The 19,531-nt window shown below is 34.8% G+C and carries 17 protein-coding genes, 1 tRNA gene and 4 pseudogenes; 15 read left to right on the plus strand and 7 right to left on the minus strand.

All coding sequences use genetic code 11. The features are described 5' to 3' along the window. The first annotated feature begins 14 nt into the window (after positions 1 to 14). The 5 genes and pseudogenes from AABM58_RS01670 to AABM58_RS01690 all read left to right on the plus strand — a co-directional run bounded on the left by AABM58_RS01670 (position 15) and on the right by AABM58_RS01690 (position 4,248). Positions 15 to 1,298 carry an HlyC/CorC family transporter gene (locus AABM58_RS01670; RefSeq protein WP_338406129.1) on the plus strand — a complete coding sequence of 428 codons (1,284 nt, stop codon included), beginning with the start codon at positions 15 to 17 and terminating at the stop codon, positions 1,296 to 1,298. Positions 1,299 to 1,311: 13 nt separating this feature from the next. Further along, positions 1,312 to 1,578, plus strand: coding sequence for a DUF2312 domain-containing protein (locus tag AABM58_RS01675; protein ID WP_182309168.1), 267 nt, complete (start codon positions 1,312 to 1,314; stop codon positions 1,576 to 1,578). Next, positions 1,571 to 2,146, plus strand: a complete 576-nt coding sequence (locus AABM58_RS01680) for a UbiX family flavin prenyltransferase (RefSeq protein WP_264702693.1) — start codon at positions 1,571 to 1,573, stop codon at positions 2,144 to 2,146. Before AABM58_RS01675 ends, AABM58_RS01680 begins: the two co-directional genes overlap by 8 nt. Beyond that, complete coding sequence (gene folD, locus AABM58_RS01685; protein ID WP_338406130.1) at positions 2,130 to 3,008, plus strand: bifunctional methylenetetrahydrofolate dehydrogenase/methenyltetrahydrofolate cyclohydrolase FolD; 879 nt, start codon at positions 2,130 to 2,132, stop codon at positions 3,006 to 3,008. Before AABM58_RS01680 ends, folD begins: the two co-directional genes overlap by 17 nt. A gap of 358 nt (positions 3,009 to 3,366) precedes the next feature. After that, positions 3,367 to 4,248: pseudogene (locus AABM58_RS01690) on the plus strand (IS110 family transposase). Positions 4,249 to 4,446: 198 nt separating this feature from the next. Here AABM58_RS01690 and AABM58_RS01695 read toward each other — a convergent pair. Continuing rightward, positions 4,447 to 5,424, minus strand: a complete 978-nt coding sequence (locus AABM58_RS01695; protein ID WP_338406131.1) for an LD-carboxypeptidase — start codon at positions 5,422 to 5,424, stop codon at positions 4,447 to 4,449. Next, on the minus strand, positions 5,424 to 6,065 hold the full coding sequence (gene lipB, locus AABM58_RS01700) for a lipoyl(octanoyl) transferase LipB (RefSeq protein WP_338406876.1): 642 nt from the start codon (positions 6,063 to 6,065) through the stop codon (positions 5,424 to 5,426). Before lipB ends, AABM58_RS01695 begins: the two co-directional genes overlap by 1 nt. Positions 6,066 to 6,199: 134 nt before the next feature. On the opposite strand from lipB, the gene AABM58_RS01705 reads away from it, so the two are divergent. Beyond that, positions 6,200 to 7,393 carry a phage portal protein gene (locus AABM58_RS01705; RefSeq protein WP_338406132.1) on the plus strand — a complete coding sequence of 398 codons (1,194 nt, stop codon included), beginning with the start codon at positions 6,200 to 6,202 and terminating at the stop codon, positions 7,391 to 7,393. A gap of 54 nt (positions 7,394 to 7,447) precedes the next feature. Here AABM58_RS01705 and AABM58_RS01710 read toward each other — a convergent pair whose 3' ends face one another. Genes AABM58_RS01710 through murJ form a run of 3 tightly spaced genes read right to left on the minus strand, consistent with a single transcriptional unit; the run spans position 7,448 to position 11,705 of the window. Then, the gene (locus AABM58_RS01710) at positions 7,448 to 9,991 is read right to left on the minus strand and encodes an AsmA family protein (protein ID WP_338406877.1); all 2,544 of its coding nucleotides are present in this window, start codon (positions 9,989 to 9,991) and stop codon (positions 7,448 to 7,450) included. 44 nt (positions 9,992 to 10,035) lie between these two features. Further along, positions 10,036 to 10,224, minus strand: a complete 189-nt coding sequence (locus tag AABM58_RS01715) for a hypothetical protein (protein ID WP_253303538.1) — start codon at positions 10,222 to 10,224, stop codon at positions 10,036 to 10,038. Continuing rightward, positions 10,206 to 11,705, minus strand: coding sequence for a murein biosynthesis integral membrane protein MurJ (gene murJ, locus AABM58_RS01720; protein ID WP_338406133.1), 1,500 nt, complete (start codon positions 11,703 to 11,705; stop codon positions 10,206 to 10,208). Before murJ ends, AABM58_RS01715 begins: the two co-directional genes overlap by 19 nt. Before the next feature lie 150 nt (positions 11,706 to 11,855). On the opposite strand from murJ, the gene AABM58_RS01725 reads away from it, so the two are divergent. From AABM58_RS01725 to AABM58_RS01745, 5 genes and pseudogenes are all read left to right on the plus strand, one after another. Beyond that, positions 11,856 to 11,931: transfer RNA gene (locus tag AABM58_RS01725), tRNA-His, on the plus strand. A 98-nt stretch (positions 11,932 to 12,029) separates the two neighbouring features. Continuing rightward, positions 12,030 to 12,479, plus strand: a complete 450-nt coding sequence (locus AABM58_RS01730) for a hypothetical protein (protein ID WP_338406134.1) — start codon at positions 12,030 to 12,032, stop codon at positions 12,477 to 12,479. A gap of 426 nt (positions 12,480 to 12,905) precedes the next feature. Further along, positions 12,906 to 13,698 (plus strand): IS5 family transposase gene (locus AABM58_RS01735; RefSeq protein ID WP_338405927.1). Its coding sequence is split into 2 segments (ribosomal slippage): positions 12,906 to 13,169 and positions 13,171 to 13,698, totalling 792 coding nucleotides; the frame shifts between segments, so codons are not numbered across the junction. Between the two features lie 404 nt (positions 13,699 to 14,102). After that, positions 14,103 to 14,564, plus strand: a pseudogene (locus tag AABM58_RS01740) (IS110 family RNA-guided transposase); the annotation flags it as partial. 50 nt (positions 14,565 to 14,614) lie between these two features. Beyond that, positions 14,615 to 15,441, plus strand: a pseudogene (locus AABM58_RS01745) (IS5 family transposase). A 13-nt stretch (positions 15,442 to 15,454) separates the two neighbouring features. Here the strand turns inward: AABM58_RS01745 and AABM58_RS01750 are convergent. Next, positions 15,455 to 15,559 (minus strand): annotated as a pseudogene (locus tag AABM58_RS01750) (tRNA (guanosine(46)-N7)-methyltransferase TrmB); the annotation flags it as partial. 139 nt (positions 15,560 to 15,698) lie between these two features. On the opposite strand from AABM58_RS01750, the gene AABM58_RS01755 reads away from it, so the two are divergent. From AABM58_RS01755 to AABM58_RS01765, 3 genes are all read left to right on the plus strand, one after another. Continuing rightward, positions 15,699 to 17,351, plus strand: coding sequence for a 30S ribosomal protein S1 (locus AABM58_RS01755; RefSeq protein WP_338406135.1), 1,653 nt, complete (start codon positions 15,699 to 15,701; stop codon positions 17,349 to 17,351). A gap of 29 nt (positions 17,352 to 17,380) precedes the next feature. After that, the gene (locus AABM58_RS01760) at positions 17,381 to 17,659 is read left to right on the plus strand and encodes an HU family DNA-binding protein (RefSeq protein ID WP_064125112.1); all 279 of its coding nucleotides are present in this window, start codon (positions 17,381 to 17,383) and stop codon (positions 17,657 to 17,659) included. Between the two features lie 72 nt (positions 17,660 to 17,731). Then, on the plus strand, positions 17,732 to 18,058 hold the full coding sequence (locus AABM58_RS01765; protein WP_010082086.1) for a cell division protein ZapA: 327 nt from the start codon (positions 17,732 to 17,734) through the stop codon (positions 18,056 to 18,058). Here AABM58_RS01765 and AABM58_RS01770 read toward each other — a convergent pair. Next, the gene (locus AABM58_RS01770) at positions 18,033 to 18,311 is read right to left on the minus strand and encodes an FAD assembly factor SdhE (RefSeq protein ID WP_182158663.1); all 279 of its coding nucleotides are present in this window, start codon (positions 18,309 to 18,311) and stop codon (positions 18,033 to 18,035) included. The genes AABM58_RS01765 and AABM58_RS01770 overlap by 26 nt on opposite strands. Positions 18,312 to 18,410: 99 nt before the next feature. Between AABM58_RS01770 and rseP the strand changes: the two genes are divergently transcribed. Further along, complete coding sequence (gene rseP / locus AABM58_RS01775) at positions 18,411 to 19,529, plus strand: RIP metalloprotease RseP (protein ID WP_338406136.1); 1,119 nt, start codon at positions 18,411 to 18,413, stop codon at positions 19,527 to 19,529. The last annotated feature ends 2 nt before the right edge of the window (positions 19,530 to 19,531 follow it).

Below are 19,531 nucleotides of genomic sequence, written 5' to 3' on the forward strand. Positions count from 1 at the left end.
AACATCGTACTTTAATGGATTGGTTATTGGTCTTAGTATCATCAGCAATTTTTATTTTGTTAATTTTATCGTTTTTGTTCTCAGGAGCAGAAATAGGCTTAACCTCAATTAGCCGTTCTCGAGTTAATAAGCTAAAGCTAGATGGTAACAAAAGAGCCAGGATAATAGATCGCTTATTAAATAGGAAAGAATTAACAATAGGAACGGTATTGCTCGGCAATACAATTATTAATATTACTTGCTCTGCTTTATTTACAGCAATATTTATCAATCTTTTTGGAAATGAGGGCATTCTCCTATCAACAATTATAATGACATTTTGTATTTTATTGTTCTGCGAAGTTCTACCAAAAACTTATGCTATTCAAAATCCTGAAAAATTTGCATCATTTTCTGCTTATTTTGTATTGTTTTTTGTAAAGATTTTTTCTCCATTGACGCTAGGTATTCAATTTATTGTTAACCTCATCCTGAAATTATGTGGGCTGCATAAAGATAAGGAAGTGATATCTGCAGCGGATGCAATGCGTAATATGATTACTCTTCACCGCAGTGAAGGAACCATGTTACAACAGGATTTAGATATGCTAAGCAGCATACTTGATTTGGCTGAAACAGAGATATCACAAATTATGACCCATAGAAGAAACCTATTTTCTCTTGATATAGATCGGAATAAAGAAGAGTTAATAAGAGAGATTTTAACCAGCAGTCACAGTAGAGTACCTTTATGGCAAGAAGAATCAGAAAAAATTGTAGGTGTAATTCACGTGAAAGCTCTAATAAATGCTTTGCGTGAAAAGAATAATAAAGCGGAAGAAGTTGACATTACCCAAGTTATGTCAAGGCCTTGGTTTATACCAGAAAGTACACCGCTCAGCGTGCAACTTCACAACTTCCGTAAGAACAGGAAACACCTTGCATTTGTTATTGATGAGTATGGAGCACTGCAGGGAATTGTAACTCTTGAAGATATACTGGAAGAAATAGTTGGAGAAATTTCGGATGAACATGATTTGATTACGGAGAATTTTATAAAGAAAATATCTGATAATATGTATCATATAGAAGGAAAATCTACTATTAGGGACATTAACAGGCAGTTATACTGGAATCTCCCTGATGAAGAAGCTACAACTCTAGCAGGTATGATTGTGAATGAAATAGAGCGCATTCCTGACGAAGGCGAGGAGTTTTCCATGTATGGTTTTCGCTTTAAGATTTTAAAAAAAGATAAAAATATTATTACTGTTGTTGAAGTGCAAGTAAAAACTGGTAATACTAGTAGCAGCAATTAATTAGTGGAGTTTCATGGAAGATACAGTAAAAATAACGGCTGAAGAGTTGAAGGGTTACATAGAGAGAATCGAAAAACTTGAACAAGAAAAGAGGGATGTGCAAGATCACATTCGTGATGTATATGCAAAAGCTGCAGATGAAGGTTGGGATATAAAAGTGATGAAACAAATTATTAGGCTGAGGAAGATGGATGATGATGACAGAGAGGAACAGGAAATATTGCTTGATACCTATAAACGTGCATTAGGAATGAGTTGCGAAGAAGAGTTAAGTGAATAGCAGAATTGTAATTGGAATAAGTGGAGCATCTGGTTCTATTTACGGTGTACGTATTTTAGAAGCGTTGAAAGACGTCGATTATGAAACTCATTTAGTGATAAGCAGTGCTGGGAAAATAACTTTAGCTCATGAAATTACAGAAAAACTTGAAGATATTACATCACTTGCAGATTTTTACTATTCTGAAGAAAAAATAGGAGAAAAAATAGCAAGCGGCTCATTTAAAACCTCAGGAATGATTGTAGCTCCATGTTCTATGAAGACAATGTCTGAAATCGCATCAGGTGTTACTTCCAATCTACTAACAAGAGCTGCAGATGTAACGCTAAAAGAAAGAAGAAAGTTAGTTCTTATGGTGCGAGAGTCACCACTGCACCTTGGGCATTTACAAAATATGTTAAAATTAACAAAGATGGGAGCAATTATTGCTCCACCAGTGCCTGCTTTTTATATTAAACCAAAATCGTTGGATGATATTATTAATCATTCTGTTGGCAAAGTATTAGATTTATTTGATATCAAATTACCCGACTTTAAGGAGTGGCAAGGAAGTGACAATTATTATTGATGGTAAAAAAATAGCAAACGACCTATGTGAGAGGCTATCACAAAAAATTGATATTTTAAAGAGAGAGTATAACATTTTTCCTTGCTTGAAAGTAATTCTCGTGGGCAGCAATCCAGCAAGTCAGGTTTATGTTCGCAACAAACAGAAAAAAGCAGAATCAATAGGCATAAGTTCTGAGACCATTGTTTTGCCTAATAATACTTCAGAAGATGAATTGATTGAAAAAATCAATGAGTTAAATGAAGATCCATCTGTGCACGGGATTTTAGTGCAATTGCCTTTGCCAAACCACATTAGTGCAAGCAGAGTAATTAATGCAGTAAGTGTTGAAAAAGACGTAGATGGCTTCCATGATGAAAACGTTGGCAAATTAGTTAAAGGTGAAAAAAACTGCCTTATACCTTGCACTCCTAAAGGTTCTTTGCATTTAATTAAATCAATTGAAGAGAACCTTTCCGGTAAAAACGCAGTGGTAATTGGTAGGTCAAATATCGTGGGCAAGCCAATGTTTCACCTATTGCTGCAGGAAAATTGCACTGTTACCATCTTGCACTCACAGAGCAAAGATTTAGCTGAATATTGCTCTAAAGCGGATATAGTAGTTGCAGCAGTCGGAAAGCCAAATTTTGTTCAAGCAGACTGGATAAAGAAAGGTGCAATAGTGATCGATGTTGGCATAAATAGCGTTAACGTAGGAGAGCTCGTAGGTGATGTTGACTTTGAGGGAATAAAAGGGAAAGCCAAAGCTATGACCCCAGTACCCGGGGGCGTTGGCCCAATGACAATTGCATTTCTAATGATAAACACTGTCATTGCTGCTTGCTTGCAGAAGGGAGTTGATGCTTCTAATTTCATTAGTTGAGATATAATGAAGCAACATGTATGTTTCTTAAAATTGTGATTTAAGTCCACCAGGGAAGGGTGTCATTCCAGTGTCAGCTACTTTCATGACATCATCATAAAGTAAACCAGTGTCAGCTACTTGGATGACACCCTGACAACCGTCATCCCGCTACTTGTTAGCAGCTAAGAGATACCGCGGCGGTTGTAAGTTAAAAATATGTTATAAAAGAAACAAGAGGGAACTACTCACTATAGGAATAGCGGGCGTGTGCGACCGACGCGGCAACAACCGTTCATATCAAGGTACACTAGCCCCATCCCTCGATACGTTTGAATAGTTGCATGGGACATATGTATGCACCCGTTTACAATCTTAAATCAATAAACTATCGAGGTTATCATGCTATCAAAATTTTATTGGCATTGACATCGGAAAATTTAAAAATGTTGTTGCAATTCACGAACAGAAAAATGCTGTCGAATGTGACAATAATGCTTCTGGTTGGCAACAATTGTTTAAAAAGTTTTCAGACATTCTACCTAATTCTTTAGTAACTTTAGAAAATACAGGAAATTGGCTTATCACATTTTCTTATTGACAAAAATATTGCCGTGCATCGAGCTAATACTCGTAAAGTAAAAAGCTTCATCTTGTCACACGGAACTTTAGCAAAGTCCGATAAATCAGATGCAAGGGCTCTTGCTCAATATGCGCCATAGAACTCTCTCTCCCTACTTCTGAAAAGCAATCAACCTTGGTTGCCAACGTCGTTACGCAAATGAGAGTTCAGGAAAAATGTAGACTGGAAGCACCGGCATATAAAAGAAAGCTGTCAAAAGACCATCGAGTTTTTCGATAGTCAAATAAACGAACTCAATAATACTATACAAAAGATTATTGACGAAAGCCGTGAATTACAACAACGTCAAAAAATCCTTAAAACAGTTCCTGGCAAAGTTATCACAAGATTTTCTGTGTTTAATGCCAGAGCTTGGTTACTTAAGCAGAAAAGAAGTAGCAAGTCTTGCAGGCTCACCCTAAGGAAAGTGGTAAAGCTGTTGGTTATCGAAGAATAACAGGTGGTAGAAGTAATAAAGCTCTTTACGGCTGCAATGGCTGCTCAAATCTGCACTTGGTACCTTTTATTCCAAGCTTGTTGAAAGTGGTAAGAAGAAAATGGTAAGCTCTAATGCGAAAAATTATAGTAATTGCTAATGCAAGACTTAAAGAAGCAATTGATTTACACAGCAGTCACTGAAATGGGTTTGTGAATAAGTACGTTCACACAGACTTAAAGCACATATTCATTGGCTTAAGCAGGTAGTGGCTGTTTGATATACAATTCTATTTCTATGACAAACGGGTTTTTATTGCCCATATGAAGCTGCAATTGCGCAAATAAAAAATTTTTAAAAAACATAGTTGATATGACGTAGAGCTCGCGTTAGCTATAAGATTAGCTAACATTCTGCACATCCATAAAAAACAAACCTTCTTTTTCATCTTGAACGCTAATAATAGCGTGAGTGTTAAGAGGTAAAGGGTCATTTGTATGTCCATGGCCTACCCCTTTCATTGTAAATACAGGAAAGTTAACACTTTTTGCAAACCTTTCTTTTACAACTTCAACAAGATTATCATTATAACAGTTAATGAAATCCCCAAAGATTACTGCATGTACTCCATCGAAAATATTAGCTTGCTTTAAGTGATCTAAACTGCGCTCTATTGCGTATGGGTAGACTCTTATGTCCTCTAAAAATAGAATTTTACCTTTCGCATTTATTTGCCAAGCAGTTCCTATACTATTTTCAACTAGAGTCATATTACCACCGATGATTTTAGACTTTAATCTGCCATCTTTTAGTATAATGCCATTATTTATCATCTTTAGCTTATCAAAGCTGATAGAATCCTGCTTGTTAAGAATTAACTCTTTCAATTTTTCAACAGAGCTTTCAGAAACGGAGTTATTTACTATCATTTCCAACATGGTGCCGTGAAGAGTTTGCCAATTATATTTAGCTTGTAGATAGATGTGCAAGGCAGTTATATCGCTATAGCCTATGAGGATTTTTTTGTTTTGAGCAATCCTTTCTTTTTTATTATTGGGTAACTTTTCTAGATAGGGAATTAACCGAGAAGCCCCTTCTCCTCCTCTGATACACCAGATTATTTTACTATCACCGGTTAGTGCACTAATCAAATCATTTGCTCTGAATTCATCAGAGTTGGAATAAAATGGATTATCATTACTATATATTTTCTCCGAAATATGGGGATTAAAATCCAAAGCTTCTACATATTCTTTTATAGTAGTCAGATCTAATTCTTTTCCCTTCGAAGAAGGAGCAATAATATCAACTTGGTCGATTGCATGAATACCTGTGTTAGCACATAAAGTGAGAATGAAATATAAAAGGTAAACAATCATTAAAATATCTTATAAAACTCTTTTTTTAGTATATCATCCAATTCAGAGAGTGGAACTTTCACTCCTAGTTCTTCCATTGACGTGACGCCATAATCTTGCAGTCCACAAGGAATAATGCCCTTATAGTGAGAGAGGTTGGGGGAGACATTAAGCGCTATGCCATGATAAGTTACCCATTTTCTTAAACGGATACCAAAAGCTGCAATTTTTTTTTCTACTCCGTTATGGTTTACCCAAATGCCTATTCTATCTTCTCTAAACTCTCCAAGTATATTAAATTGCTTTAAAACATTTATGATCCACTTACTTAGATCTCTAATATATAGCTTTATATCGCATTTGTTTCTTTTTTTAAGGTTTAACATTAAATATATGATGCGCTGTCCTGGACCATGATATGTGTGTTTACCACCCCTTCCTGTTTTATATATGGGAAATAGTTTTTCAACAATATCATCAGCTGTTGCACTGATTCCTGCAGTGTAAAGTGGAGGGTGCTGGAGTAGCCATACTAATTCGTCTGCTGAATTATTGTGAATTTGTTGAATTTTCTCTTCCATAGATTTTACGGCACAGTTATAATCAATAAGCTGATTAGATATTAGCCATTCTGTCATGTTCAATTTCTTTTTTTTTAGTATAGCAGTTCGTTCTTTTCCTGTCACCCAAGTGCTTTCCTTCCGTCATCCCAGTGCGTGACACTGGGATCTATGTCTTAGTTTAACTACAGAATCTAAAACACTTTTAACTTTTAAACATCTTTCATGAGGCACATATGAATTTCAACATCTTTCAAAGAAAAAAAAGCGCAGTATTTACTAAATATTCTGCTTTGCAGCTAATGATGGAGCCAAGTTGGAGTAAGCGTGATTATGTAAGTTTTGCTGAGGAAGGTTACATAAAAAATGTTATTGCCTTTCGAGCAATCAATATGATTGCAAATGCTGCATCTTCGGTACCTCTTACTCTCTGCCAGCTTACTGACCAGGGAAAATCGCAACTAAAAGCCCATCCATTACTGAAATTACTTTATTCTCCTAACCCAATGACATCAAAATCGGAATTTATTGAGGGGATTGTAACTTATCGGTTAGTTAACGGCAATTCTTATATATTGATGGTTGAATCGCAAAACAATAGAAAACCACCAACGGAGCTTTATCTTCTGCGCCCCGATAGGGTTGAAATTGTTCCAGGGAGAAATAACGTTCCTTATATCTATCGTTATGCCATAAATAACAATAGTTATGACTTTAAAGTTGATAAACTAACTGGATGTTCAGCAGTGTTGCACCTAAAGACCTTTAACCCTTTGAATGATTGGTATGGGCTATCACCAATTGAGGCAGCTGCATATAGCATAGATCAGCATAATCAGGCGGGTGCTTGGAATCAAGCGATGTTGCAAAACGGAGCAAGACCAAGTGGTGCAATAGTTGTAAAATCAGCAAAAGATGGAAGTGGTGGAAGTTTAAGTCAAGAGCAGTACCAACGCTTAAAAGAGCAAATAAATGATCATTATTCAGGTCCTGTCAATGCTGGAAGACCGATATTGCTTGAAGGAGGCTTGGAGTGGAAGGAGATGAGTCTTTCGCCGAGGGATATGGATTTTATTGAGTCCAAACACAGTTCAGCTCGTGATATTGCCTTGGCTTTTGGCGTTCCGCCGCAGTTGCTTGGCATACCAGGTGATAACACTTATAGCAATTTAGTCGAAGCACGCCTGTCCCTTTGGGAGCAGACGGTTTTACCAACGCTAGAAAATATTATCTGTCACCTGAATTCTTGGCTGATACCAAGATTTGGTGAAGATCTGTGCTTGTCGTATGACAAAGATGCAATAGAAATTCTCATGGAAAAGAGACAAAAGTTGTGGAAATACGTAGAAAATGCAAGCTTCATGACGCTCAATGAAAAAAGAGAAGCTTTTGGCTTGCCACCACTGCCAGGTGGTGATGAGTTAGGTTAAGTTTGTACCCGTTCAGATGAGTTCATTGTCTCCTAAACCGTACGCCTAAGTAAATCAACTATTTTTCTTGCCAACCAGAGCGGTGAAGATTTGGTCTACATCAAAACTCATCTTAGGACACCAAATAGGGCCATCCAAATGCATATCGATATAGATTGGATCACTATAACCTGGTGGAATGAAAAAGAACCTGAATATAGAAGCTAAAGCGAAGTTAGATAAGGTTAAATTAGAAGAGATTGACCCTGATGCTTGATCAATCCCGAATTGTAAACTAGTTGAACATATACCACTCTTAATACTTGCTTTTCCGCTAATATTTTCAAAAGATGTTTTACCGTTATATATATCAACATAAGCAAGTGTGGAAATTTCAGATTTATTCTTACTGCTTAACAAATTAGTGATAAATGAATTAAAATCCACATTAGTAAATTCTATTCCCTGCGCTTGTAAATTTACATCTCCTGATAAGTTACTAGCCCAATCATGAAAACTTTTTCCTTGAGTTTTGATTTCACCATTTAAGCTTACCTGACCATTTACATTGTCAATTCCTATAACCTTACCAATCTTTTTAGTGTCCAAATTTACAATAGAAAACCTTGTATTTATTGAGTCTGATCTTAAATAACCCTGAAAAAACACTTGCCCGTGTTCTAATACGTAACTCGCCTGCCTGATAGTGATAGTGTTGTTTCTCATTACCGCATCCAAATTAAAATCTTTCAAAACATTCTGCTCGGTTTTAAATTCTGCAGTATTGATTTGCACATTTGCATCAAAGCCTTCTTTGTCATCCAAAAAATCAAGCTGCTTTGTTGACCATTGAATTTGATCTATCTCATTTCTTGAATTTCTTTTCGTCTCTACTAAATTTGGTAATGTAATAATTTTTCCATTAAATTTACTGCCCGTAAGGTTAACATCTAATAAAGGTTTGGCGTATTTTTGATCTGCTAATATTTTTGCATTACCGGTAATATTGAAATCTTCTCCAGATAGTTTTATTTTATCTGCAACTAGCTTACCTTTTTCCATTTTTAGCAAAAAATCCAAATTTTTAATTTTCGTAGCGTTCAATGTAAGGTTATTAACACTGGCCTTTATGTTTGCATCATACTGAAAAATTTTCAGCCATTGCATTTTAGGTAAACTGCTAAATAATGAATGATCATATTTATCTGCATCAAGATTATGCATGCTAAATTCACCATCGATCACACTACGTTTTTTTGCGTAATTCATCTTAATTGATCCTTGCAAGGATTCCTTATTATTTAGCAGTCTAATGTCTGAGATAGATAATATTCTTGGTGCAAGGTACAATTTAGAACTTAGTGTAAATTGATTTTTCTGGTTTTCTTTCATCTTTATAGAAGGGAAAAAACATGAAATGAATGACTCAAAATCATTTCCTTCGACTAATAAATCACCGTTGAATTCAGATAGGACATTATTGTTTGAGATCTCTCCTGATAAGTAAGATATATTATTGATTCCAGGAAATTTAAGAAGCGTATTAACTTTTACTTTGCCATCAGTGGATTTTAGTACAGCACGGAAATTATCCAATATTTTGTTTTGATATTGAATGTTAGAAGCTTCTATATTAAAATTTAAGCTCAAGTTCTTTGGCACAACTTCTCTAAAACATTCCAGAAGGTCTTTCATATTCGTTGTTCTTTGTGAATCATTTTGTATGGAATCTAAATCAACTTTACTGAAGCTAATATTGAGATTAGTATGATCACTTTTTCTATCGCTTTGTATTGTACCACTGGCTTGCATGCTTTTGGAATCAATTTTTAAGTCAGTTGCCGTAAACTCACTTTCATTAAGACTTATATTGGATGATATCTTGATATTTTCGCTAGGAATAACACAAGAGAGAAAGCTAAGATTAATGATTTTTGCTAAATCACTCACAGAACCGAAACTATTATTAATCGTTAGTGTTAAATTACCCTGGAGTTCTTCTTGATTTCTATTACCTGTAAATAGCAAATTTACAAAATTTGATTCAACACTAATGTGTACATTCCTTTTTGTGATATTAACCTTTCCTGAAAAATCGTAATTATTATCACCTACCTTTACTTTACCAGAGAATTGCCTATTTTTTTTTACAGCAACCTCCTTTATGTTAACAACATCAGCGAAATCACTCTTAAAACTTACTTGGCTGTCTTTTATTACTATATCGATTGTGTTACCACTGGCTTTTGTATTTATAATATTAATTAAATTTTCTTTATTGCTTTTCATGCCAAACAATGTGATTGACTTTGGTTGCAACGAAAATAAAAACAACGATAGGAGCGATGGCCTTATTTCAATTTTTCTTACACTAATTAAATCTGACAACTTTTGCTCTTTATTTTCGTTGTATTGTACATATACATTATAAATAGTGAGCTTTGGGGTAATCAACGAAACTTTAATTTTTCCCCCAATACGCACTTCAGCATCATACGTCCTCTCCAGCTCTTTTATAATATATCCCTTGTAGCCACTCCAATCCTTAAAAGTTGCAGTAACGTGCATAAGAATTAATAGCAGCGAGATTGATAATATGGCATATAAAGAAAGTCTCATAGTAGACCTCTCATTCCAGCATCCTTTCATCTTGTCATCCCAGTTCACCTTTTTCCTGTCATCCCAGTGCGTGACACTGGGATCCATCTTATTTTCATCATGGGCATTATTTCAGCGTATGCTCCTAGAATCTGTTGTCTATTGCACAATTTGTAAATACTTTTATATCTGGATCCCAGTGTCAAGCACTGGGATGACACCATTTGTTGTACCTTCAGATTACATTTATACATGTTTTCAAACTTCCTCTAAAAGTTAGGTAAAGAATACCAAAATATACAATAACACTCAAAGCTATTAAAGTCGCTAAATAAACAATACGAGCCAACATTTTATCAAAAAATAATCCTGCCAACAAAGAATTAAAAATATAGAGGGCTATTGACATGACTACCGTTGCTACAAAAATTTTCATGATATTTAACAATAACGCTTGGCTAACCTTATACATCTTATTTGTTGTTAAATAACTAATTAATAGAATGGAGTTTATCCAAGTGGAAACGGAAGTAGCAATAGCAATCCCCGTATGCTGATACTCGTTCATTAACAAAAGGTTTAGCACTACATTAATTCCAAGACACATTAGCGAAAATATGGTTGGTATTTTCAGATTGCCTTTAGCAAAAAATGTAGGTAGCAATACTTTATTTATAATAAATGCAGGTAAAGAAAGAGAAAATGCTATTAAAGTGGGAACAGTTTGCTGCACTGCATAATGATCAAACCGGCCGTAAGAAAAAAGCGTAAGTAAAATTATGTCGGGAATAATGATAAAGGCAGCAGTTGTTGGCATAATTAACATTAATCCTATGTTGAGAGCCTTGTTCTGTATTTTGACTATATTTTCAGTATTATTCACCTGTTTTGAAATTAGAGGAAGAAGCACTGTACCAATTGCAGTAACGATTATTCCCTGCGGTAGTTGATTTAGTCTATCGGCATAATATATATAGGACACCGCATTTGGTATAAAACTCGCCATGATTGTATCAATCCATAAGCTTATTTGAGTTACACAATTATTGATAATTGCAGGTACCACACGCTTAAAAAACAACCTTACTTCATTGCTTAATTCAAGGCTAAAAGAAAAAGCTGCCTTTAACTTGTATGCACTAAATAGTATCAAAAGTAGCTGGAAAATTCCTCCTATAAGAACAGCTATAGAAAGGTTGTGCGCTGGAGTTTTTACGTAAGGCACAAACAAACTGATGATTAAACAGAGATTCAAAACGATTGGTGCAATAGCTGTTGAAGCAAAATGCTGCTTTACTTGCAGCATTCCACCAATAAGTGATGCAATTGAAACAAAGATTATGTAGGGCATCATAATTCTTGATAAAGTAACAGTAAGGGTAAACTTACTTTGGTCAAATCCAGGAGCAAAAATTTGAATCATATAAGGGGAGAAAGTTTGCATAATAAGGCAAAAAATTACTAAGATAATAAACGTAATGGATATTACACTACTTGCAAAATTAAATGCCTTTTTATTATCATATGATTCTGTCGAATATAACGGTATGAATGAGGTAGTGAACGCTCCTTCTGCAAAAAATGCTCGAAATAGATTGGCAAAGCGAAACGAAGAAAAAAATATGTCTGCAAGAGAGTTTGCACCAATAACCGTAGCAATCAATACATCTCTTATTAACCCTGAGATCCTTGAAATAGCCGTAAAAAAACTAAATGTGAAAATACTTTTAAACATACCACTACTTCATTAGTGTCAATACGATTAACTATAATGGTAAAAGTATCAATGAAAATATTTATTGGCTAAACTTAAAACCCTCTGCAAAAGGAGAGTTAAATAATCAATTGACTATTTGCGCTCTTATGTTAGAAATTTTATATCTTGGCGGGCGTAGCTCAGTTGGTAGAGCGTCAGTTTGTGGTACTGAATGTCGCCAGTTCGATCCTGGTCGCTCGCCCCACTAAAATTTTCTGCTTGACGGAGATATGAACAAATGGTAATATATCAAATTAATTAGGGAGGTTATATGGATGACGGCACTAAAAGTCTTTTAATGCTTTGTGGCGCAGCATCGGTAATAGGTGCATTTACAGGTCTGGGATTGAGTTTTACAGCTTTATCACTTTGGTTATAGGTGGAATTGTTGGCTCCATAACTCCAGCATTGATTGCAGCTTTCTGTGCAGTAGCTTTGCTATGTAAATTTTGCACAAAGGATCCTATTGAAAAAGACAATAAAGAAAATACACTCCTTTTTGTTATTGGGACACTTGCAAGCGCTGCAATTGGAGTTGGCCTTGCTGCAGCCGCAACTGCTATTTTTCCTGGCGCAATGCTTGGAATGGGCTCTGCAGCTTTAGCAGGTGCAACAATAGGAGTGATAGCACCGATAGCAGGGTTATTTGCAACCATGGCTATAATATTTGCTGCTGAAAAAGTGAATGAATATATTATATCACCTATAGTTGAGTGTTTTTCTTCAAAAGAGAAGGGGTACGAATCACTTTAAACCAATTAAGTAAGGTTTCTGCTTTCTGTTATTCTAGTGTGCAGCATAGTTATCTAAGTGGAGAAAGTCACCTCTCCCCACTCGACTTCAAAACCGGACTTGTGACTTTCACCACATCCGGCTTCTCTCTAACTTGGTGTTTGTCATACATACTTCTCCATGTAATTAACATTTCAAAGCTTGGTAAATTTGTTTTTATAGCTTAAATACAGCATTCTCTATATTACTAGAGAAGTCCTATTCATTCATACCTAACACTTAATGTTGGCTCATAACATATTAACCACTACTCACAACTTTACCTTCCAAATTACAGTGTCCACGTCAGCATATCCTAAACATTACTTTAGGCCTTGGCTTCTTAGAACCTGTACATGATCTCAAGAAAGGAATAAACTAAGAGATAATGTATATAAGTTAGGATATATGAGGAGTTTATACCCAAGTAATATAAGTCGGGAAAGATTTGAGATTATATTACCAGATCTAGAGTCCTGTAGAAAAAAAACAAAACCAAGAAAACTTGATTTGTATGATGTATTTTGTGGAGTGTTATACGTTCTGAAAAGCGTTTGTCAGTGGAGAATGCTACCAAAAGAGTTTCCAAAATGGCGCAATTGTTACGACTATTTTAAGAAGTGGAGTGAAAAACCAGATGCAAATAAAGAAAGTGTTCTGGAGCTGGTGTTAAAAAAAAATAGTTGGCGTAGTCCGACAAAACAATGGTCGGAAAGAAAAAACCAGCTTCTGCATAATTGATGCACAGAGTGTAAAAAATGCAGATACTGCTGAAGAAAAAGGCTACGATGCAGGCAAAAAGATTTCAGGAATAAAACGCCATATTGCAGTAGATACGCAAGGTTTGCCACATGCAATTTATGTAACAACAGCAGAGATAACTGACCGTAGCAGTGCTGTGAGAATGGTAGAAAATGCAAAAGAAAACCTCTCGGGAGTTAAAAATGTACTGGTTGATGCAGGCTATACGGGAGAGAATTTTGCAACACAAATAAAAGCAACTATTGGTGCAACTGTTGAGGTAATAAAACGCAGTGAATTACATACCTTTGCTGTATTGCCAAAAAGATGGGTTGTAGAGCGTTCTTTTGCTTGGTTGGAAAAATGTAGACGGTTATGGAAAAATTGCGAGCGTAAACTCAACACCAGCTTGCAAATGGTAGTTCTTGCTTTCACTGCTTTGTTCCTCAAAAGATTATGAACAGGTTCTTAGACAATCCCTCATTATAGGTGCATACGGGTGGCTCCCTGCTTAAAGAATAAGAGCATCTATAATGTTACTCCGTTCCATGAAATTGTTTCATGTTAGCTCCGACCCACGGTGTGTGTTATACCAAAAAAAGAAACTTCATTATCATAATCATTTATACACCTGGAAGTTTTTGGATATAATTTTTCAGGAGTGCTTTTGCAGTTATGATCCACTAAGTCAATGGTGCTTTAAGTGCCCGTGCGTTAGCATGGTTTTGGATAGGAACGGTTGAACCATTGGTGGTATATAACCCCGATTAGAAGAGTGTATTATTTAACCGTTCCAAGCTGAAGCACTTCTCTATTATAAATTATAAAGAGGAAATTAACATGAAAAAAGTAAAAAAGAAAAAAATGAAAGGTGAGTTAAAAATGATTAATCCTGATGCAGCAGGAATTGATATTGGTTCGGAAGTACATTATGCATGTGTACCTGAAGGAAGGAGTAAGCAAAGAATTCAAAAGTTTGGGTGTTTTACAGAAGATCTGCATAATTTAGCAAAATGGTTGAAAGAATGTGGAATCAAAACAGTATCTATGGAATCAACAGGAGTATACTGGATTCCTCCGTTTCAGGTACTAGAGTCTTATGGATTTGACGTAATATTGGTGAATGCACGACATGTAAAAAATGTTCCTGGTAGAAAATCAGACGTCCAAGATTGCCAATGGTTGCAACAATTACATAGCTATGGGCTACTTCAAGGATCATTCAGGCCAGATGATCAAATCTGTGTGTTACGCAGTTACATTAGACAACGAGAAAGCCTGATTAGAACTGCAGCTATACATATTAATCGTATGCAAAAAGCATTAGACTTCTTTCAAAATTGTTAGAGGGAGTGTAAGATGAAGTATTTGAAAGCATGAAATATAAGGAAATAGAAAAGTTAGAAGGAGAAAAGTTTCGACGTTTAACAGGGGTAAAAAAAGCAACATTTGAGCGAATGGTAGAAATTCTAGAAGTGGAGGATAAAAGAAAAAAAGCTAGAAGTGGAAGAAAAAGTAAACTTTGCATAGAAGACAGGCTACTTATGGCACTGGAATATATAAGAGAATATCGTACATATTTTCATATTGGGCAAAGCTATGGCATGAGTGAAAGTAACAGTTTTAAAATAATAAGATAGGTAGAAGACATATTAATAAAACATCCAGATTTTGCATTACCAGGAAAAAAAGAGCTATTAAAGAGTGATGTAGAATATGAAGTTTTAGTAATAGACGGAACTGAAACGCCAGTAGAGAGACCAAAAAAAAGCAAAAGCCCTTCTACTCTGGAAAGAAAAAAAGGCATACTATAAAAACACAAATAGTAACAGAGAAGAAGAGTAAAAAAGTCATATGCACATCTTTCTCGAATGGTAGAAAACACGATTTTCGGATGTTTAGAGAATCAAAGGTAGCAATATTACCGGACACCAAAATCTTAGCTGATGCCGGCTACAGGGGAATGCAGAAGATACACAAAAATGTTGTATTACCGCACAGGAAAATGAAAAAGAATCCGTTAAGCAAAGAACAAAAAAAAGAGAACAGGGCACTTATGAGCCAAAGGGCAATTGTTGAAAACGTAATTGGCTTATTGAAAAGGTTTAAAATCATCTCGGACAGGTATAGAAACCGACGAAAACGTTTTGGTTTAAGGTTTAATTTGATTGCTGCAATTCACAATTTTGAGCTCCATACATGAATTTTGAAAGAAGTCTACTATTTTGGATAGAATATCTTTCCAATATTTCATCAACATCCGGTTTTAATCTGGACCTTCTGGAAAACGACCTAATCCACTTACTATCCTTAAATAGCATATTCTTGATACATATATAATTTTCTCGCTATATTTTATATAGCTTAAACAATTCTCGAAATGAGTTAATGAAAAATTACTTGTCAATAATTGTTAATATTATATAATATATGAATTCTAATAAAGTTTAAGTTAAAGGTATGAATAATAATAATCCAGTTGTAAATCTACCGGTTACTATCAGAAAGCTATCATCAAACAAGTTTATAGAAGAGATATTTCAAGGTCAATTTGAGGATCAGGATAATGTCTTATTTGAGGATTCTTTTATTAATAAAATTAAAGAAGGAGATGTGGTAGAAGGTGTAATTACAAGAATAAACCCTAATGACGTTGTGGTTGATATTGGTTTAAAGTCTGATGGGAGAATTCTGATCAAGGAGCTTGGGTGTAATGATGAGGTTGTTATTGGTTCTAAAATTAAAGTTTATGTGGAAAGAATTGAAGATTATCATGGTAATGTTGTTCTTAGCCGTGAAAAAGCAATTAGAGATGAGAAATGGAATAAGTTGGAAGAATATACAGTTACAAAGGCTGAAGTAAGTGGAGTTATTAAACGCTCAATTAAATGTGGCTTTATTGTTGATCTTGGTGACGGAATAAGTGCCTTTTTACCGCTAAGTCATGTGGATTTGAAGCAAGTAAAAGACGCTAGGCACCTTGTTGAAACTGAACAAAAGTTCATCGTGCTTAAAATGGATAAGAAGCAGGGCAATATTGTAGTATCAAGAAAGCTGGTGTTAGAAAAATTGCACGCTGGTGAAAAAATTAAATTTTTAGAATCTTTAAATGAAGGCGATATAATAGAAGGGAAAATAAAAAGCATCACTCATTACGGTGTATTTGTCGGTATTCATGAATCAGATGCAGTGGGAGTTATAGATGGATTACTACATATTACAGATATCTCTTGGAGTAGGGTAAGTCATCCATCTGCAGTTTTTGCTTATGGCCAGGCTATAAAAGTTAAAATTATAAAAATAGATAAGGAAAATGCGAAAGTTTCCTTAGGTGTAAAGCAGCTAGAAGATAGCCCTTGGCAAGATGCAGAGTCAAAATATCCGGTTGATAGTGTGCATAAGGGTCATGTAACAAGTATAGAAGATTATGGATTGTTTGTTGAGCTTAGACCTGGGATTGAAGGTTTAGTACACTCATCGGAAATAACTTGGGTTAAGAGCAGTTTGCCAGTTAGTAGTCTCGTAACAAGGGGACAAGAAGTACATGTAAAAATTCTCAGTATTGACATTGCTAAGAATAGGATGAGTTTAAGCATGAAAAGGTGTATAGATAATCCTTGGCAAGTATGTGTTAATAAGTATCCTCCTGGTTCTATTATTTCTGGTGAGGTTAAGAATAATACCGGCTCATATATATCTGTTGCTTTCAATGATTCTGAAATAGATGAGAACGTAGAAGGGACAATCTATGTGAAAGATCTAAGTTGGTCTAAAAATAGCTCAGATGAGATAAAGAAATATAATGTAGGTGATAAAATAGAAGCAAAAGTAATAAGGGCTAACGTGAATCGGGCAAGAATTTATCTTGGCATAAAACAAATAGAGTATGACCCTCTTGAAGAACTAATAAAGAAAGTTGAGGTAGGCGATAAAATACAGGTTACTGTAGGTAAGAAAGAAGATAATGGACTAGTCGTTGAAGTTGAGAACGATGTAACCCTTCTAATAGATCAAGAGCATTTACCGGAAAATAAAAAGTTCTCTATATCAGAAAAAATAGAAGTTGAAGTATTGGGTGTTGAAGAATATAACATAGTATTATCTGCTAAGTGATAAGGTTTACTTATTTTGGCTTCATATAAATGGCAACAAAATCTGATATAATAGCGAGGGTAGCAAAAAGACATCCTTTTTTAGATAAGATTATTATAGCAGCTATAGTTGATAGATTTTTTGGGATACTTTCAAACACATTGAAACATCATAATAGAGTCGAAATTAGGGGATTTGGTTCTTTTTCAGTTAGAAGTTATAACTTGAAAGAAGCAAGCCATTTAATGTTACAGAAGTTTACAAAGAATCAATACTTTAAAACATATTTTCGTAGCAGTAAAAAATTGTCTGACTTGATAAATGAATAAAAACTTATACCATAAATAAGATGAAAGTAGGGGTTTGAGTTTATACTGTACGATAGAAATTTTTAGCACCATATGCAAGTAGTAGAAATAGTTATACGTAATAACACATATAAAATATCTTGCGAAAGTGGGAAGGGGAACCATTTATTACGCCTTGCTAATAGTTTTGACAAGTTAGTTAGTTCTGTATCTCAAAAAACTGGAGGTAAGGGTTCGGATGCATTAAATTTCTTACTTGCAGCACTAATTCTTGAGGATAAAATTTTAGAATTAACAAAGCGATTAGATGAAGTAAATCAAGAGCGCGAAAAGTATAGAAACGAGAAAAGAATAGAATATACTGAGGTACTAGATAAGGTAAATAAGATTATCACTAATCTTGAGTGCATAAAGGATTAGCTTCAATAAAGCAAGCAATTAAATTGACTATCTGACTATTCAAGCCAGGAGGGAGGTTTGTCTTACGAGTTATGTAACAATATAATTCGTAATCATCAAGATCAACTATTTTTTCGTATTCGATTAGTTCGCTTAAGGAAAATTTATCAAGATATTTCAATGCGAAATGCCCTAAAAGTATATCGGTTTCTTTGCAACCCCTATGCCAACTTCTATACATCAATTTTCTTCTGAGTAGTGAGGTATCTGTCATTACAATTAAACTTTTTTTAATTTAAAAGTTAAACTAAATACTTGTCAAGCGAGGCGCGTTTTAATATACTTAACATTTTGTTAAGATCTAAATATACAGGTGGAATTAATTTCTAATCTTATCCATCAATTTAGCGATGGAATATATTATTTTTTATCATTTTCTTTAATAATTTCTGTCATAGTATTCGTGCATGAATATGGGCATTATGTTGTTGCCAAAGCATGCAAAGTTAAAGTTGAATCTTTTTCTATAGGCTTTGGCCCTGAAATTTTTGGTTTTAATGATAAGTCTGGAACTAGATGGAAATTAAACGCTGTTCCATTGGGTGGTTATGTTAAAATGCTAGGAGATACTAATGCAGCGAGTGTCCCAGCTGATCAACAAGAATTAACGGAAGAAGAAAAATTGTATTCATTTCATACAAAACCGCGGCATAAAAAAGCAGCAGTAGTTTTTGCAGGGCCTTTTGCAAACATGGTATTTGCTGTTATAGCTTTTACAATATTTTTTAGCATAGCAGGTTATTATCGCACTCCATCGGTGATTGGAAATGTAATCGAAGGCAGCGCAGCTAAGCAAGCTGGTTTGTTGCCAGGTGACACTATTACACAAATCAATGAGTATAAAATAAAATACTTTGAAGATATTTCGCGTGTGATAATGTCGAATCCTAAAACAAGAATGGAGATTGAGTATAGCAGAAATAATGAGAAGCACAGGACCAGTTTAACTCCATTAATAATCAAGGACAAAGACGTTTTTGGCAACACAATAGAAAGAGAAACTATAGGGATTATTTCAGTCAATACATTAAAGCAGTCGTCTTTTCTTGGGGCTGTGAGCTTATCAGTAAGTGAAACTTACCACACTATGTGCTTAACGATTAAAGCTATCTTTCAAATTATTGTTGGTAAGAGAAGTGCAAGTGAAATAGGTGGACCAATAAAAATTGCAAAATATTCAGGGCAGTCAGCTAAAAAGGGATTTATTATGGTTTTGTATTTCATGGCAATTATTTCAGCTAATTTAGCTGCGATTAACTTGCTACCAATTCCGCTACTAGATGGTGGGCATTTATTTCACTATATTATAGAAGCAGTTATACGTCGAGATTTAAGTTTGAAATACCAAAAATATGCAGCTACTTTTGGTGCTTCCATATTGTTTTTGTTGATGGCAGTTGCAATCTCAAATGATATTAGGCATCTTTTTTAAGA

It is taken from the genome of Wolbachia endosymbiont (group A) of Longitarsus flavicornis, from assembly GCF_963931955.1.
Lineage (GTDB): Bacteria > Pseudomonadota > Alphaproteobacteria > Rickettsiales > Anaplasmataceae > Wolbachia.

What these genes read in the sequence shown, in the direction of transcription:
- AABM58_RS01670 (WP_338406129.1), top strand. Translation starts at nt 15, where the DNA reads ATGGATTGGTTATTGGTCTTAGTATCATCAGCAATTTTTATTTTGTTA.
- AABM58_RS01675 (WP_182309168.1), top strand. Translation starts at nt 1,312, where the DNA reads ATGGAAGATACAGTAAAAATAACGGCTGAAGAGTTGAAGGGTTACATA.
- AABM58_RS01695 (WP_338406131.1), bottom strand. Translation starts at nt 5,424, where the DNA reads ATGATTGTTTACCTTTTATATTTCATTCTCACTTTATGTGCTAACACA.
- AABM58_RS01705 (WP_338406132.1), top strand. Translation starts at nt 6,200, where the DNA reads ATGAATTTCAACATCTTTCAAAGAAAAAAAAGCGCAGTATTTACTAAA.
- AABM58_RS01710 (WP_338406877.1), bottom strand. Translation starts at nt 9,991, where the DNA reads ATGAGACTTTCTTTATATGCCATATTATCAATCTCGCTGCTATTAATT.
- AABM58_RS01715 (WP_253303538.1), bottom strand. Translation starts at nt 10,224, where the DNA reads ATGTATAAATGTAATCTGAAGGTACAACAAATGGTGTCATCCCAGTGC.
- murJ (WP_338406133.1), bottom strand. Translation starts at nt 11,705, where the DNA reads ATGTTTAAAAGTATTTTCACATTTAGTTTTTTTACGGCTATTTCAAGG.
- AABM58_RS01755 (WP_338406135.1), top strand. Translation starts at nt 15,699, where the DNA reads ATGAATAATAATAATCCAGTTGTAAATCTACCGGTTACTATCAGAAAG.
- AABM58_RS01760 (WP_064125112.1), top strand. Translation starts at nt 17,381, where the DNA reads ATGGCAACAAAATCTGATATAATAGCGAGGGTAGCAAAAAGACATCCT.
- AABM58_RS01765 (WP_010082086.1), top strand. Translation starts at nt 17,732, where the DNA reads ATGCAAGTAGTAGAAATAGTTATACGTAATAACACATATAAAATATCT.
- AABM58_RS01770 (WP_182158663.1), bottom strand. Translation starts at nt 18,311, where the DNA reads ATGACAGATACCTCACTACTCAGAAGAAAATTGATGTATAGAAGTTGG.